The organism is Ruania zhangjianzhongii, assembly GCF_008000995.1.
GTDB classification, from domain to species: Bacteria; Actinomycetota; Actinomycetes; order Actinomycetales; family Beutenbergiaceae; genus Ruania; species Ruania zhangjianzhongii.
This window is the reverse complement of record NZ_CP042828.1, coordinates 559,359-575,153: the sequence shown is the minus strand read 5'-3', so window position 1 is coordinate 575,153 and position 15,795 is coordinate 559,359. Positions and strand designations below refer to the sequence as shown.

The following is a 15,795-nucleotide window of genomic DNA, read 5'->3' as shown; positions in this document are numbered from 1 at the left end:
GACAACGTCACTATACCCCCATAGGGTATCGGGAGGGCAAGGCGTACGACGCCGCTGTGCCGTGGAACACTGGAGCGTTCGGCCGCCGGCCGAGCAGCGGGTGCGAAGGAGAGTGGAGCAGAAGTGCGCGTCGGAATCCCCACTGAGGTGAAGAACAGCGAGTTCCGGGTTGCTGCGACCCCTGCCGGGGTGCACGAGCTGGTCTCCGCCGGACATCAGGTGCGGGTCCAGGCCGGCGCCGGCACCGAGTCCGCCTTCGACGACGCTGCCTATGCCGAGGCCGGAGGCGAGGTGGTCGGCTCGGCCGACGAGGTGTGGCCGTGGGCCGAGCTGGTGCTCAAGGTCAAGGAGCCGGAGCAGTCGGAGTACCACTACCTGCGCGAGGACCTGGTGCTGTTGACCTACCTGCACCTGGCCGCCGACGCGGAGCTGACGCGGGCCCTGCTCGACTCCGGGGTGACTGCGATCGCGTACGAGACGGTGCAGCTGGACTCCGGCGCCCTGCCGCTGCTGGCGCCGATGAGCGAGATCGCCGGCCGGCTCGCCGTGCAGGTGGGTGCCTACCATCTGATGCGCCCGCACCGTGGCCGCGGTCAGCTGCTCGGCGGTGTGCCGGGAGCCCCGCGTGGCAATGTGCTGGTCCTCGGCGGCGGTGCAGCCGGTGAGCAGGCGATCCGGGTGGCGATCGGGATGCAGGCGAACGTCACCGTGCTGGACGTCTCCCTCCCGCGACTGCGGGTGCTCGACGAACGGTTCGGCAACCGGCTCTCCACCGCACGGTCCAGCCCGTACGTGGTGGCCGAGCAGCTGCGCGAGGCAGACCTGGTGATCGGCGCTGTACTGATCCCGGGCGCGCAGGCGCCGCGGCTGGTCACCGAGGAGATGAGCGCCACGATGCGGCCCGGGTCGGTGCTGGTGGACATCGCGATCGACCAGGGCGGCTGCTTCTCCGCCTCACGCCCCACCACCCACGACGATCCGGTGTTCACCGTGGGCCAGAGCCTGTACTACTGCGTGGCGAACATGCCCGGCGCCGTCCCGGTGACCGCCACCGTGGCGCTGACCAACGTCACTCTCCCCTATGCCCTGGCGGTCGCCGACGCCGGCTGGCAGCAGGCCGTGGCCGACGACGCTGCGCTCGCCCGCGGCGTGAACGTGACCGGTGGGCGACTGGTGAACCAGGCGGTGGCCGACGCGCACGGGATGGCAGCTGAGGAGCTCTAGGCTGCACCGGCAACACACTGCCGCGTCCCACCCGCGGTGGGTGAGCTTTCCGTCGCTGCAGCGCCTCGAAGCGACGGAAACCTCACCCCCGAGAGCTACGGACCGCCGAGGCCAGCGACCCGGTGAGCGGCAGACTCGGCAGTAGGCAGGCCTGCACCGCGTGGTACAAGTCCGCCTTACCGGGGCGGATCCGGGCCGAGGGCTGCAGATCAGGGCCGAGCTCGTGGTGCCAGGAGCCGCCGTCGTGATCGATCTGGTGATCCACGGCGAACCGCCACCACTGCCGATACCAGTGCGCGTACCGCTCCTCGCCGGTGCGTTGCCAGAGCACCGTAGCCGCTCCGAGCGCCTCGCAGAGCACCCAGTGCATCCGGGCCCGCACCACGGGGGCACCCTCGAAGTCGACCGTGTACACGAAACCCTCAGCGCCGTCGGCAGCCCAGCCATCGGCCACCGCGCGGTCCGCGAGCGCCGCCGCCACCGCCGTCCAGTCCTGTGCCGACGTGCGGCCGGCTCGCTCTCCTGCCACCTGCAGCTGCACCAGCAGCCGCGCCCACTCCAGTCCGTGGCCCGGGGTGGAGCCGTACGGGCGCACCGGATCCTCGGGGGTGTCCTGGCCCAGGGTGAGGTCGGGGTTCCACTGCGCGTCATAGTGCTCGGGTAGACGCCAGTGGTGGTCGCGAGCCACCGCCATCAGGCGCCCGGCGACTGCTTCGACCCGCTCGAGCCACCGAGTATCGCCGGTGGCCTCAGCGACGGCGACCATCGCCTCCACGGCGTGCATCGAGGAGTTGGCGCCGCGGTATGCCGAACAGTGGGTGAAGCACCGGTCCCAGTCCTCCACCGGCATCGCCTGCGCCTGGTCCCAGAACTGGTCCAGGTAGAGCGTGCTGGACCGATCGAGCAGCTCGGCTGCGGCAGGGATCCCGGCTGTGGTCGCGGACGCTGCGGCGAGCATGACGAACGCGTGCGGATAGCCCGCCTTGGTCGTGTCGCCTGCCCCGCCCTCGGGGCCCGCGACGGCCGCGTACCACCCGCCGTGGACGCCGTCGGCGAAGGTTTCCACCAGACTGTCCCGCCCGTGCTGGGCGAGCGCTGCCGCACCCGGGTGGCCGAGAACGGCCGCGAGGGAGTACACGTGCGTCATCCGCGCGGTGACGTAGAGCTTCAGCGGTTGGCCCCGCGTGGGCTGGCCCCGATCGTCCAGCCAGCCGAACCCTCCCGGTACCCGGGCAGCGCGCCCGAACTTCAACAGCGCCTCCACCTGCTGGCTCAGCGCGCTGTGGTGCTCGGGCTCTGCGATCACTCGAACACTCCCCCGCCATTGGCGTGCAACGTCTGCCCGTGCATCAGGGCGGCACCATCCCCGGCGAGGTACCAGATGGCTGCGGCAATCTCCTCCGGTTCGGCGAGCCGCCCGCTGACCAGCGATCCGGCCCGCTCGTCGACCCACTCCTCGGTCAGGTAGGGCGCGGTCATCGGTGTACGGACGGGGCCCGGCGCGATCGCGCACACTCGCACCGCCGGGCCGATCTCTCGGGCCAGCGCGCGGGTCAGCCCGATCACCCCGGCCTTGGCGGCGCAGTACGCGGTGTACCCGGCCGCTCCCTTCAGCGCGAGCTGGGAGGCGACCGAGATCACCACGCCCGACCCCGCTGCCTGCATCACCGGCACCACCTGCTGGGTCACCTGGAACACGCCGGTCAGGTCGGTGCCGATGGTCCGGTCCCAGTCGGCATCGGTCATCTCGGTGAAGGCGATCTCGTCCATCAGGCCCGCGTTGTTCACCAGCACGTCGATCCGGCCGTACCGGTCGGTCACGGCCGCGACCATCGCGGCGACCTGGTTGCGGTCGCGGACGTCCGCGACCGCAACCAGTGCCGGCGCGCCACCCGACGGCACCAGTCCGGTGAGCTCTGCCGCGAGCTGCTCGGCGCGCTCGGCGTCCCGGTAGTGCACCAGCACAGGGATCGCACCGGCCCGGGCAGCAGCGCGGGCGGTGGCCGCCCCGATCCCACCGGTAGCCCCGGTGATCACCACGACGCGTCCGGCGGGTTCGCTCATCCCGGCACTCCGCGGCCGAGGAACGCCTGGAGGTCCTTCCCGCGAATCGCCGCTCGGACGGCACGGCGGCCGAGCATGGTCTCGTGGATCTCGCTGGTGCCGTCGAAGATCTGGGTCACCTTGGCGTCCCGGTCCAGCCGGTTCACCCAGGAGGAGGCGACCATGCCCTCCGCGCCGTGGATCTGCACGGCCTGGTTGGTGTGCTCTCGGGCAGCGTCGGAGGCGAACATCTTCGCCATCGAGATCAGGTCCTGGTCGCCGCCATCACCGGCAGCGAAGGACTGGGCGGCGCGGCTGGTGAGGGCACGAGCGGCCTGGTAGGCGGCGGCCATCCGGCCGATCTTGGCCTGGACGGAGGGCAGCTCACCGAGCGGACGACCGAAGACCTCCCGGTCGGCGGCGCGATCGATGCTCGCCCGCAGTGACCCGCGGAGCAGACCACAGGCGTAGGCGGCCGCGTCGATCCGGGCCATGTTCAGCCCGTCCATCATCCCGCCGAAGCCGTCCACGTCGAGGCGATCAGCGGCGGGCACCCGCACCCGGTCGAAGCCGAGCACCCCGTTCGGCATCCCGCGCAGGCCGGCCAGCGCCGGCCCGGGCCTTTGGCTGACGCCCGGCGCGGAGGTATCCACCACCAGAGCAACAGTGGCGGCGTCGCGGGCGTCGTCCTCCAGCTTGGCCAGCACGATCGCGAACTGACCGTTGGGGGCATAGCCCACCCAGTGCTTCTCCCCGGTGAGCACATAGTCACCGCCGTCACGGCGGGCGACGGTCGCGATGCCGCGAACATCGGTACCGGCGTGCGCTTCGGTGATGGCGAACGCGCCGAACGTCTCACCGGACAGCGTGGGCTCCACCCACTGCTGCACCAGGTGCTCGGGTGCGTACTTCAGCAGCAGGTAGGTGGCGAGGCGGCCGTTGGCGATCGTCACCGCGGAGCCCATCGAGTACATCGCGATCCGCTCGGAGGTCTCGTGCACCAGCGCCGCCCGGCTCACATCCAGGCTGCCGTCGGGGTCGACGAGGATCCGCTGCACGCCGATCTCCGCAGCGGCGCGGACGACATCGTGGGGGAACTCGTTCGTGCGGTCGATCTCGGCCGCCCGGGGCGCCACCGTGGTGGCGATCAGCTCGTCCAGGTCCTCCAGCAGGGTCATCGGGACTCCTCGTCGTCGTAGCAGTAGAGCAGGTGGTCTGCCACGAGCAGCAGGTCACCGGCAGGGTTGGTGGCACGGACCTCGGCAACGGCGATGCTGCGCTCGGCATCGATCCGGGACACGGTCGCGGTGACCGTGACGGTGTCCCCGAGGAACACGGGTTTGAGGAAGCGCAGCCGGTCGTACCCGTAAGAGAGGGCAAGCACGCCTTCGGCAGCGCACAGCGCAGAGGTGGCCGTGGAGGCGATGCCGAGGGTGAGCACACCGTGCGCGACGCGCTGGCCGAGCGGGTGGTCGGCCATGAACGCGGCATTGATGTGGTGCGGGGCGAGGTCGCCGGTGATGCCGGCGAACAGGGTCACGTCCGTCTCGGTGACGGTCTTCGCGAACGACGCCTGTGCGCCGACCGCCGGGTACCGGGTCATCGGTGTCCTCCTTCGTGTTCAGGAATCGGGGCAGCGGCGACCGTGCCGGTGCGGGCGAGCTCGGCCTGGTCCGCTGCCGGGTAGCCGAGCTCGGCGAGCACCTCGGCGGTGTGCTCACCCAACCGGGGCGCCGGTCGGTGGATCGGCAGCTGCTGCCCGTCCACCGAGAGCGGATGGTGCACCAGCACCAGCTCACCGATCCCGGGGTGGTGAACCCGGGAGTGGCGCCGGTGCCAGCCCACTGCGGGATCGGTGGCCATCGCGTCGAAGTCGTTCACCGGTGCACACCACACCTCGCCGGCCTGGAGAAGACGCAGTGCCTCATCGGTGTGCAGCGGAGCGAGCAGATCTGCGACGGCGGAGCTCACCTCGGCCCGTCGGGTCACCGCGTCCTGATCGGTGAAGCGCCCGGCCAGAGCGGGCGCTGCCAGTGCGGCGGCCAGCTGGGAGATCGGGCAGATGGAGACTGCCACATCGCCGTCGGCGGTCGGGTAGACGCCGTAGGGCGCCTCCATGAACGGGTTGCCCGGCGCCGGTGAGCGCTCCGGTGTGCCATCGGCGTTGTGGTGGGCCACCAGCTCCTGCGTCATCTGGTGCACCATCGACCCGATCAGGTCGACCTCCAGGTGGCGGCCCCGCCCGGTGCGGGTGCGCTCGAACAGCGCGGCGCAGATCCCGGAGGCGAGCACCGTAGCGGCGTGGGCATCGGCGAGGAAGACGCCGTTCGGGGCCGGAGGGCTCCCGTCGGCACCGGTCAGGTGCATCGTGCCGCTGCGCGCCTGGGCGAGCAGGTCCTGACCGGGCAGATTCACCTCGTCCGCGCCGTACCCGGAACCGGAACAGTAGATCAGCGCAGGGTTCGTCGCGTGCACGGCGTCCCAGCCGAAGCCCAGGCGGGCGAGCGTACCCGGCCGGAAGTTCTGCACCAGGACGTCGGCGGTCTCGATGAGCTGCCAGAGCAGGCGCCGGCCGGCGTCGGTCTTCAGGTCCACACCGATCGAGCGCTTGTTCCGGTTCATCGCCAAGTACATGGCCGAGTGCCCGCCGAGCCGGATGCTCCCGGACTCGCGGCCGCGCTCACCGTGGGTGGCATGCTCAACCTTGATCACGTCCGCACCCATGTCGGCGAGCATCTCGGTGGCCCACGGGCCCTGCATCATGTGCGAGAGATCGAGCACCCGGACGCCGGCGAGCATCCCAGGCTGAGCGGCGGGCGTACTTTCACGCTCAGACGCCAGCTCCGAATCGTGCGAAGAAGTACCAGCAGCGACAGCCGGCCTACCAAGGCCAGCTGACTCGTCCAGTGTCCCCGGCCCACGATCGCCCGCCTCTGCCTCCGTGTTCCCGTAGCCTCTGTGCATCGAGACCCTCCCTGGCCGTCGAATCCGGACGAACATTGACGAATGACTGCTGAGACGCCAGAGTATATCGATCTAACAGAAGTGGGCAAGGAAGCACGCAACAGGAGCAGGTACACATGGGGCGAGTGACCCTGAACGACGTAAGCAAAGCCGCCGGGGTCTCCCGGGCCACGGCATCTTTGGTGGTGCGCGGCAGCTCGCGCATCTCCCCGGCCACGACGGCCCGGGTGCAACAAGCGATGAAGGACCTCGGCTATGTCTATGACCGCGCCGCCGCGCAGATGCGGGGCGCAAAGACAATGACGATCGGCGTGATCGTGCCGGAGATTCGGAACCCGTACTTGGCGGACCTGCTGATGACGATCGAACGGACCCTCCGCGTGCGCGGCTACACCTCGCTGATCAGCCACACCAGCGACGACGCCGAACGCGAGGCCGAGATCCTCGCCACCTTGGCTGAGCGGCGAGTGGACGGCATCATCGTGCACCCGTCCCAGAAGCATGGCCTTGGGGTGCTTGATCGATACACCAAGCAGTTCAACATCCCGATCGTGACCACGATGCGTCACCTGGAGGAGACGCTTGCCTATGTGGGGCCGGACAACGAGATGGCCGGCCGCCTGCTCGGCGAGCACCTGCGCTCGCTCGGGGTCCGCTCGGTCACCCTGGTGGGCGGACCGAGCGAGTCTTCCGCGCGTACCGACCGCACAGCCGGCCTCCGGGCCGGCTTGGGCGAGGACATCGAGTTCGACGCCGGTGGCGCAACCGCCACCCAGACCAACTACTCCGACGTCGGCCAACTTGCGATGGCCCAAGTCTTCGACCAAGGCCAGCTGCCGGACGCCGTCGTCGGCTACAGCGACATCGTGGCGATGGGGATGTATGTGGAGATCAACCGCCGCGGCCTCCAGCCCGGGCAGGACGTAGCGGTGGCCGGGTTCGACGACATCATGATGTCGTCCTGGCTCACCCCACCGCTGACCTCGGTAGCGATGTGGTCCGAACAGGTGGGCACCGCCGCCTCCGAATTGGTGCTTCGGGCCATCGAGGAGGGGGCCCAGTTCGAACCGGAGTGGCAGCTGATCGATCCTGCTCTGCGGCTGCGGAACTCCACGCTCGGCTGGCGTCCGCGCACGGTGAGCTGAGCGGACCCTGCCACCGGCCGGTGGCGGGACGGACGAAGGGCCGGGCCGGACTGTGCCGGACCGGCCCCTCGAACGATGCGGACTACGCGCCCAGGCCAGGTAGCCAGAGCACGAACTGCGGGAAGAGAACGGCGAGCACGATCACCCCGACGATGACTGCGGCGAACGGCAGCATCGGTCTGATCGCCCTCGCCACTGGGATCTTTCCGATCTTCGCCGCTAGCAGCAGGCACAGCCCGTACGGTGGCGTGATCAAGCCGAAAGCCAGCGCGAGGACCGAGACCACGCCGTAGTGCACGGGATCCACCCCCGCTGCCGTCACTGCCGGCGCGAGCACCGGGATCATGATCGCCATCGCCGGTAGAGCGTCCAGGAAGGTACCGAGCAGCATGAAGATCAGCACGACGACCCACAGGATCGCCCAGCTCGGCACGTCAGCCAGAGCATCCTCGAAGATGAACGGAATCCGGTAGAAGGCCAGCAGGTAGGCGAACACTCCCGCCGCCGCCAGCGCGAACAGCGGCAGCGCGGTCAGCAGAGCCGCCTCCCGCAGGATGCGTGGCAGATCCCGGATCTTGATGGTGCGATAGACCACCAGGCCAAGGAAGAGCGCATAGAGCACGGCGAGCACCGCTGCCTCCGTGGCGGTGACGAAACCACCGACGATGCCGCCGAGGACGATCACGATCATCACCAGCGCGAGCGCGGAGTCGCGCAGGGCGACGAGCACGTCCCGGAACGGTGGCCGGTTCTCCCGGGGGTAACCGTGCCGGCGAGCCTGGATATAAGCCACACCCATCATCCCGACGCCGATGGCGATACCCGGAATGGCCCCGCCGAGGAACATCGCTCCGATCGAGGTGTTGGTCAGCGAGCCCCACACCACCATCTGGATGGACGGCGGGATGATAGTGCCGATCACGGCCGAGGCCGCGGTGATGCCCACCGCGAAGCCGGCGGTATAACCCCGGCGCTGCATCTGCGGGATGAGGATCGAACCGAGACCGGCGACGTCTGCAGTGGACGAACCGGAGACCCCACCGAAGCCCATCGAGGCGGCCACGTTAACCATGCCGAGGCCACCGCGGACCCAGCCGACGATGGCCTGAGCCAGGGTCAGCAGCCGGTCGGTGACCTTTGACGCATTCATGATCGCGCCGGCCAGAACGAAGAATGGCACGGCGAGCAGCACGAATGAGTCCACACCGGCGTAGGCACGCTGGGTGAGCAGCTCCAGGTTCAGCCGGTCCGCCATCAGGAAGAACGGCACGCACGCGAGCATCAGCGCGAAGGCGATCGGCACTCGCAGCAGGCACAGAACGATGAAGATCGCCAAGAGGCTCAGGGCGACAACAACCATCAGCTGGCCTCCTCATCAGCGATGCCGGGTGTATCGGCCTCGACGAGGGCCGAGCCGATCTCCTCGACCTTCTCCCCACGGAGCGTGCGAAGAGCGAGCTCGGCGAGGAAGATGAGCATGCTCAGGCCGGCCACCGGCATGGACGCGTACGCCCACACCAGCCTGATCCCCGAAGTGGTGGAGACGCGCGAGGCACCGGTGCCGGCAAACTGCAGCCCCCCGATGAGCAGCACCAACGCACCCAGCGCTGTGATCACGATGATGGTCAGCTGCAGAGGCTTGCGGATGCGCTCCGCCACCTTCGCGGGGATCACGTCGATGAGGAAGTGCTCATGCCGGCGCACGGCGAGTGCCGCTCCGAGGAACACCAACCACGCCAGGCACAGCCGCGCGATCTCCTCCGTCCACAGCGCCCGTGGGATGAAGGAGATGTACCGTCCGATCACCTGATACGAGACCACCACCGTCAGCACCCCGAGGAGAGCCGTGACGGCGACCAGGAGAACGCGGTAGAGGCGATCGGCCACCGCCGTCATGCGTCCTCCCGCAGGTCAATGATCTGCTGGAGCATGTCCTCTGCGCCCCACTGGGCGGCGTACTCCTCCCAGACTGGGCGAACGTCGTCGATCGCACCGGAGACATCGGCCTCCTCAAGCGTGACGCCCTCCATCTCCCCCAGCTGCTGGAGGATCTCGTCATCGGTCTCTGCCTCGAGGTCGCGCTCGAACTCACCGGCCTCGGTCGCGGCCTGGAGTACCTGCTCCTGCACGTCCTCCGGCAACCGGTCCAGCGACGCCCGCGCGACGACGAGCGGTCGGATGGTCACCTCGTGGTTGGTCACCAGGATGTTCGGGGCCGGCTCGTAGAACTTCTGCGAGTCGATGAACACCGACTCGTTCTCCGCTCCGTCCACCACACCGGTCTGCAGACCGTTGTAGAGCTCGTTGTAGGCGACCACCGTCGGTTCCAGACCGACGGCAGCGAAGGAGTCGGTGAGCACCTCAGAGGGCTGGACCCGGAACAGGCGGCCCTCCACGTCCTGCAGACTCTGCGCCGGCTCGGTGAAGAACATCTGCCGGATCCCGCCACCGAAGTAGGTCATCGGGAAGATCCCGGCGGTCTCCTCCATCGAGCCGGCCAGTTCCTCGGCAATCGGTCCCTCGATGATCGCGTCCCGCTGTTCCCGGGTGGTGACCAGGAAGGGCATGGACAAGATCGAGGTCTCCGGAACGAACTCTGCGATCGAGCCGGGGGCGACGATCGCGACGTCCATCGTCCCGGACTGCATCGCCTGGAACATCTCCGTCTCGGTGCCGAGCTCGGCATTCGGATGCACCTCGACGGTCACCTGACCGTCGGTGTACTCCTCGACCAGTTCGGCGAAGTGGTCCAGGCCCTCGTCGAAGGGGGTGTCTGCAGCAAGCTGGTGGCCGGCGACGAGGGTGAACGTCTCTCCCTCAGCTGCTTCGCCATCGATGGCATCTTGGCTGCACGCCGCGAGACCGAGCACGAGCACGGAGGCAGTGGTGGTCACCAGAAGGTGGCGGCGGGTGAACGGGGTACTCATGGGGTGACCCTTCTCAGTCGACAGTGAGCTGCGTTTCGTACCAAGGACGCCTGCGGACGCTGAGCGGTCTGCTCATCACCCTTGGTAGATCGATCACATTAGGATAGCTGCCAAGCACTGTCAATGCCGGAATCAGCACGGACTCCAGCACGGATCGGTCACGCCCTCCGGCATCGCGACAGATCATTAGAGCGATCTACCGTTTGCTCGGGAAGTCGGCGTCCCGAGCGCTCAGTCGTGCACGGCACGCTCGTGCCGCAGGTGTCCCTTCGGCTCGAGCTGGAAGGTGCAGTGCGCCACGTCGAAGTGGCCCTCCAGGCACTCGTCGAGCGCGTCCAGGGTGCGGCAGCCGAGCTCGTAGTCCACCTCATCGGCATCGAGGACCACGTGCGCGGAGAGCACTGGCACTCCGCTGGTGATGGTCCAGGCGTGCAGGTCGTGCACGTCCACCACGCCCGGGATGCCGGCGATGTGCTCGCGCACCCGGGTCAGGTCCACATCTTTGGGGGTGGACTCCAGCAGAACGTCCGCCACATCCTTGAGCAGCAGGATCGCCCGGGGCAGGATGAGCAGTCCGATCGCGAACGAGGCGATGGCGTCGGCCCGGACCCAGCCGGTGGTCATGATCACGATGGCGGCGGCGATCACGGCAACCGAGCCGAGCAGGTCGCCGAACACCTCCAGGTAGGCGCCGCGCATGTTCAGGCTCTGCCCGCGCGCCTTGGTGAGGATGGCCAGGGAGACCAGGTTGGCGATCGCGCCGAGCACGGCGGCGCCGAGCATGATGCCGGACTCCACTTCCGGCTCGGCGCCCCAGCGCAGGAAGGCTTCCCGGATCACCAGCACCCCGACGGCGCACAGCACGGTGGCGTTCGCCAGGGCCGCGAGGATCTCCGCGCGTTGCCAGCCGAAGGTGCGTAGGTCGGTGGCCGGCCGTGTGGCCAGAGTGGCGGCGAGCAGCGCGATCGCCACACCGGCGGAGTCGGTGAGCATGTGCCCGGCGTCCGCGAGCAGGGACAACGAACCGGAGATCCAGGCGCCGATCGCCTGGACCACCATCACGGAGAGGGTGATCGCCAGCACCGCAACCAGCTTGCGCCGGTTCGCGCTGGTGGCGGTCACGGCGTGATTGTGGCTGTGGTCACGCCCATGGGTAGGGGGCTGCCTCTTCATGTCCGTCCTCTCTCGCACGCAGCGACCCGCAGCACTGCTGCCCCCACTCTTCCCGACCGTGCGGCGGAAGTCACTGCTCCGGCCGTGCCCTCGCTCACATACCCGTACGCACGCTCACATACCCATGCGCACGGCGGCCTCGAGCCAGTCCACCGCCAGGGGCAACGCGGCCTCGTCCACATCGAAGCGGCGGTTGTGGTGCGGTGCCGGATTACTCGCGCCGACCACGGCGTAGGTTCCCCGGCCGCCGGCTTCTTGTACGGCGTGCATCATCACGGTGATGTCGTCGCTGGCATTCATCACCGCGGACCGGTGGGCTCGCTCGATACCGGGCACAGTCTCAGCCGCGGCGAGCATCGGGTCGACGACGGTGGCGTCGCACTGGGCGACCAGCGAGGCCCCGGTGGTGCGAACGGTGGCTGCCACGTCATACATGGTCGCTGCACCGGCGATCACCTGCTCGGCGCGCGCGTCCAGGGCCGCGAGGGCGGCGTCGTCGGAGGCGCGGATCTCGCACGCGAGCAACGCGTGTTCGGCGATCACGTTGGGCGTGGTGCCGGCGATCATCCGGCCCACGTTCACCCGGGTAGTGGCCCCGGAGATCGGCGGCAGAGCATGCAGACCGAGCGCCGCGCTGGCACCGGCGAGGAGCGCATTGCGCCCTTCGGCCGGGGCGAGCGCCGCGTGCGCAGCCTGGCCGGTGAAGGCAGCGGTGAACTTACGCGTGGCCATCACACCCTCCACCCCGCCAGAGACCTCTCCGACCGGCAGATTCAGGCCCAGGTGCACCCCGAACATCACCTCCACACCGTCGAGCACGCCCGCGGCGACCATCGGAGTGGCACCGCGGACCCCTTCCTCCGCGGGTTGGAAGATCGCCCGCACCGTGCCGGCGAAGTGTCGCTCGGCCGCCAGCCGGCGGACCAGCTCCACCCCGATCGCGGTGTGGCCGTCGTGGCCGCAGGCGTGCATCAACCCTGCTCGCTGGGAGGCGAAACCTTCCCGGACCGGCAGGTGAGCGTCGGAGTCATCTTCGGTGACCGGGAGGGCGTCCATGTCGAACCGCAGCGCTAGCACCGGTCCGGGCCGGTCGCCGGCGACGGTGGCCACCACGCCGGTAGCCCCGTAGCCGAGCGCCTCGACCAGATCCGCGCGCACTCCGGCGGTCCTCGCGCGCTCGCGCGCCTCAGCGAGCTCCGCGTCGGCGGGCAGACTGGGTGCCGCAGCGGTGTCCAGCACGTCCGAGCCGTAGCGGACGTCGTCGGCCACGCCGGTGAGCTCGGTGATCACCCGGGCGGCGGTCTCGATCTCGGTGAAGCCCAGCTCGGGGCGGCGGTGCAGGTCCCGGCGGAGCTGGATCAGGTCGGCGAAGCCGTCGTTGCGGTGTGCGCGGTCCATGCTGGCCATCGTCGCACCAGGGTCTGTGCCGCGCAGGTGCGCAGGCAGCCAGATCACGACGGCGGAGCGTACGAGGACCAGGTGAGGTCGCCATGGTCGGTGGGGTGGGTGTGCGTGGTGGGCCCGGCGACGGGGCCGTGCAAACCCCGCCGCCGCGGCGGCCCACCCCCAACCGACGCCCCGGACGGGTCCGGTTGTGCCTCCGAACCCGCCCGTGGCGACGTACTCGGCTGCGGTGCCGTCTCCGATCCAGTACCCCCCTGCGGCACTGCGACGTTCGATGACACCCAGCCGTCCTGCTTCAAGTCACGAGGTGGCTTGATATGAGGTACGACCGGGTCTGTCGTCGAATGTCACGCGAGAATGGATGTGAACTAAGTCACAGCGCGGGAGGAGTTAGCTACCGGTGGGCTCGGAGTCTGGCTCGGGACAGTCGCGGTCGTCGCCGGAATCGTCGCCATCACCGTCGTCCTCGCCCGCGTCCCTGGTAGAGACGGCGGTAAAGCACACGGTGGCCGGGTTGCCGACGAGTTCACCATCGTCGTCCACGTACTGCATGGCGAGCTCGTACGAGCGAGACGTGACGCCATGAAGATGGTCCCTGCCGGTCAGCAGACCCGAGGTCGGATCACATACATCGATCGGCACAAGGTCGTGGAGTTCCACCGGGCTCCCGTTGAGGAAGAACTGAACGTCGAACCGGCAGTCGTGCTGGTACTCCACCCAGATGTAGTCGGCCCACCCGCCGCCTGATTGGGTGACTTCTGCTTCGCCGCCGTCCTCCGGACTGAGCACCGCGAGCGGAGCCACCCAGCTGAACGGCCCCACTGTCACCGGCTCGGACGCCCCCGCATACTCGTCGGAAGCCCCGTCCGGGACCGTCTGAGTCAGCGTGAAGTAGTGGCCCCCGTCAGTCGTGCCCTCACCGTCCTCGGCCACACCGTCGCCTGCGTCGTCGTCGCCAGCACCCTCGTCGCCCTCATCATCATCGCCTCCATCGCCGCGGTCGTCGTCGTCCTCATCACCGCGCTCGGCAGCGACGTCAGCAAGTCCGCGAGCGGTCACGCTCCTCGATGCCGTCCCGCCGCTGGCCAGCCCGGGCATCCCACCGCCGGGCTCGCCCCCGGACCCGGGATTTCCTATCTCGAGGGTCCAGTTGCCGTCGTCATCGACCTGGCCCTCCGCCACCGGGTCACCGTCGGCATCGGTCGCTGTGATCCTCGCGCCCGGGACCGCGTCGGTACCGGTCAGCTCGAGCGTGCCCCCGTAGACCATGGTGGTCTGTCCAGCTGGCGCATCGGTGACGATGGGGGCATCGGGAGCCGTGGTCTCCGGCTCTTCTGGCTCTGGTGCGGGATCTGTCGGTTCGTCGGTCGGTTCTTCCGGCTCCGGCGCCGGGTCGTCGGGCTCCGACGCCTGTGTCGGCTCATCCACTGGCTCTTCTGCCGGCGCCGGAGAATCCTGCTGCACCGGCGCTGGATCAACCGGCTCAGGGCCGGGGTCGACCGGCGCCGCCGGAACAGATGCTGGAGAGTCAGCCGGCTCCGGCTGGTCGGCGGGCTCCTCAGCATCATCGGGCTCGGCCTGGTCGTCGCCGGTGGACGAGCCTGAGCTGGAGGAGCTCTGTCCCGAGCTGTTCGGCGCGGGAGCACTGGCACTCGGCGCAGGGCCCGCCGCCGGAGGGGGCTCCGGCGGCGCAGTCATCGCCATCGCCACAGCGGTCACCACCGCCACGGTCGCCGCGCCGCCCACCGAGCCAGCAGCCACCTTCGGGTCCCGCAGCCGGTTCAGCGTCGCCTTCGTGCCCCAGAGCAGGAAACCGGCCTTGACGCCCCAGCCGCCGAACACCCACCACAGAGCCTTCGGCGCCAGCACCACAACGGGCAGCAGCAGCGCGCCCATGTGCCCGGAGACCGCCGCCAGCTCGGCCACCACGGCCGGGCAGTGGTCGCACTCGTCCAGGTGCGACTCCACCTGCGCCCGCCGCCGACTGGACAGCCGCCCCGTCTGATAGTCCCCCAGGCGGGTGACCACTGGTCGGCATCCGCTCGGTGCCGACCCCGCGCGCACGTGTGCCTGCAGCCAGGCGGACCGGAACCCCGCGCGAGCGCGCAACGACAGGGTGGAGACCGCCGTCGCCTTGATCCCCATCCGGTCGGAGAGCTCCCCGGGACCGACCCCCTCCACCTCGGTGAGCCAGAGCACCTCGCGCCAACGCGGCGGTAGTTCGGCGAACGCATCGGAGACCAGCCCCCGGTCGAGGACCTCGTCGGAGGTGTCCGGCACCACCCAGAGTCCGGCGGGGCCCGCGCTCTCCACATCGTCGGTGGCGAACTCGCGCTGCCCGCCGCGGTCGATCCTCAGGTTGCGCAGCGTCCGGAAGATGTATCCGGCAACGTCCTCCGTGGGCCCGCCACCGTTCTGGATCGCGCGCAGCACCTTCGCAAACGTCTCCTGCACCAGGTCCTGCGCTTCATCGGCGCCGACCTGCCGGCGGGCGATGCCCATCGCCTCACGGCTGTAGCGTTCGTAGAGCAGCGCGAACTGGCTGATCTCGCCGGCACGCACGGCCTCGACCACGGCCCGGTCACTTCCGGGTTCCGAGGTCGGAGCAGGCTGCTGCTGCGCGACCGACATCAGGCTCCTGGTTCGCAATGGACGGTGGGGGCAGGTCGGCTGCACAACAGGCGCGACCCAAGGGACGGTTCCGGGCCCGCGCCAGCTACCGCTCGGGACAAACGCGACTCAGCCGACGGTTCAGGATACGGTCGAAATGGCTGAACTGCATGGGTTGCGCGCATTTGTGGCGGCGATTACGCTCCGTCCGGTCCGGTCGCCGAGTCACGGTGGCCAGACCTACCGAGTCCCTGGCCAGACGGTACCGACTGGACGGAATCCGTTGCCTGGGCGCGATCTCAGCA

13 protein-coding genes are annotated in these 15,795 nt (G+C 69.3%); 2 read left to right on the top strand and 11 right to left on the bottom strand.

From position 1 onward, the window contains the following. Positions 1-123: 123 nt before the first annotated feature. Positions 124-1,224 carry an alanine dehydrogenase gene (ald, locus tag FU260_RS02725; RefSeq protein ID WP_147915668.1) on the top strand — a complete coding sequence of 367 codons (1,101 nt, stop codon included), beginning with the start codon at positions 124-126 and terminating at the stop codon, positions 1,222-1,224. A gap of 82 nt (positions 1,225-1,306) precedes the next feature. Here ald and FU260_RS02720 read toward each other — a convergent pair whose 3' ends face one another. From FU260_RS02720 to FU260_RS02700, 5 genes are read right to left on the bottom strand one after another with little or no spacing between them, the layout of a single operon-like run. Continuing rightward, positions 1,307-2,530, bottom strand: a complete 1,224-nt coding sequence (locus tag FU260_RS02720; protein WP_147915667.1) for an AGE family epimerase/isomerase — start codon at positions 2,528-2,530, stop codon at positions 1,307-1,309. Continuing rightward, positions 2,527-3,288 (bottom strand): SDR family NAD(P)-dependent oxidoreductase, encoded by a 762-nt coding sequence (locus FU260_RS02715; protein WP_147915666.1) that lies wholly within the window; start codon positions 3,286-3,288, stop codon positions 2,527-2,529. Before FU260_RS02715 ends, FU260_RS02720 begins: the two co-directional genes overlap by 4 nt. Further along, positions 3,285-4,445, bottom strand: coding sequence for an acyl-CoA dehydrogenase family protein (locus FU260_RS02710; RefSeq protein ID WP_147915665.1), 1,161 nt, complete (start codon positions 4,443-4,445; stop codon positions 3,285-3,287). The genes FU260_RS02715 and FU260_RS02710 overlap by 4 nt, the downstream gene beginning before the upstream one ends. Next, complete coding sequence (locus FU260_RS02705; RefSeq protein ID WP_147915664.1) at positions 4,442-4,870, bottom strand: MaoC family dehydratase; 429 nt, start codon at positions 4,868-4,870, stop codon at positions 4,442-4,444. The genes FU260_RS02710 and FU260_RS02705 overlap by 4 nt, the downstream gene beginning before the upstream one ends. Next, the gene (locus tag FU260_RS02700; protein ID WP_168211617.1) at positions 4,867-6,066 is read right to left on the bottom strand and encodes a CaiB/BaiF CoA transferase family protein; all 1,200 of its coding nucleotides are present in this window, start codon (positions 6,064-6,066) and stop codon (positions 4,867-4,869) included. Before FU260_RS02700 ends, FU260_RS02705 begins: the two co-directional genes overlap by 4 nt. A 281-nt stretch (positions 6,067-6,347) precedes the next feature. Here FU260_RS02700 and FU260_RS02695 point away from each other — a divergent pair, with 281 nt between their 5' ends. Next, complete coding sequence (locus FU260_RS02695; protein ID WP_147915662.1) at positions 6,348-7,376, top strand: LacI family DNA-binding transcriptional regulator; 1,029 nt, start codon at positions 6,348-6,350, stop codon at positions 7,374-7,376. 82 nt (positions 7,377-7,458) lie between these two features. On the opposite strand, the gene FU260_RS02690 is transcribed toward FU260_RS02695, so the two are convergent. From FU260_RS02690 to FU260_RS02665, 6 genes are all read right to left on the bottom strand, one after another. After that, positions 7,459-8,736 (bottom strand): TRAP transporter large permease, encoded by a 1,278-nt coding sequence (locus tag FU260_RS02690; RefSeq protein WP_147915661.1) that lies wholly within the window; start codon positions 8,734-8,736, stop codon positions 7,459-7,461. Beyond that, positions 8,736-9,272 carry a TRAP transporter small permease gene (locus FU260_RS02685; RefSeq protein ID WP_147915660.1) on the bottom strand — a complete coding sequence of 179 codons (537 nt, stop codon included), beginning with the start codon at positions 9,270-9,272 and terminating at the stop codon, positions 8,736-8,738. Before FU260_RS02685 ends, FU260_RS02690 begins: the two co-directional genes overlap by 1 nt. Continuing rightward, complete coding sequence (locus tag FU260_RS02680; protein ID WP_147915659.1) at positions 9,269-10,303, bottom strand: TRAP transporter substrate-binding protein; 1,035 nt, start codon at positions 10,301-10,303, stop codon at positions 9,269-9,271. Before FU260_RS02680 ends, FU260_RS02685 begins: the two co-directional genes overlap by 4 nt. Positions 10,304-10,534: 231 nt before the next feature. Then, on the bottom strand, positions 10,535-11,476 hold the full coding sequence (locus tag FU260_RS02675) for a cation diffusion facilitator family transporter (protein ID WP_147915658.1): 942 nt from the start codon (positions 11,474-11,476) through the stop codon (positions 10,535-10,537). Between the two features lie 114 nt (positions 11,477-11,590). Beyond that, positions 11,591-12,931 carry an amidohydrolase gene (locus FU260_RS02670; RefSeq protein ID WP_210418185.1) on the bottom strand — a complete coding sequence of 447 codons (1,341 nt, stop codon included), beginning with the start codon at positions 12,929-12,931 and terminating at the stop codon, positions 11,591-11,593. Positions 12,932-13,270: 339 nt separating this feature from the next. Next, positions 13,271-15,511: a sigma-70 family RNA polymerase sigma factor gene (locus tag FU260_RS02665; protein ID WP_147915657.1), complete on the bottom strand. Its 2,241-nt coding sequence runs from the start codon at positions 15,509-15,511 to the stop codon at positions 13,271-13,273. Between the last annotated feature and the right edge of the window lie 284 nt (positions 15,512-15,795).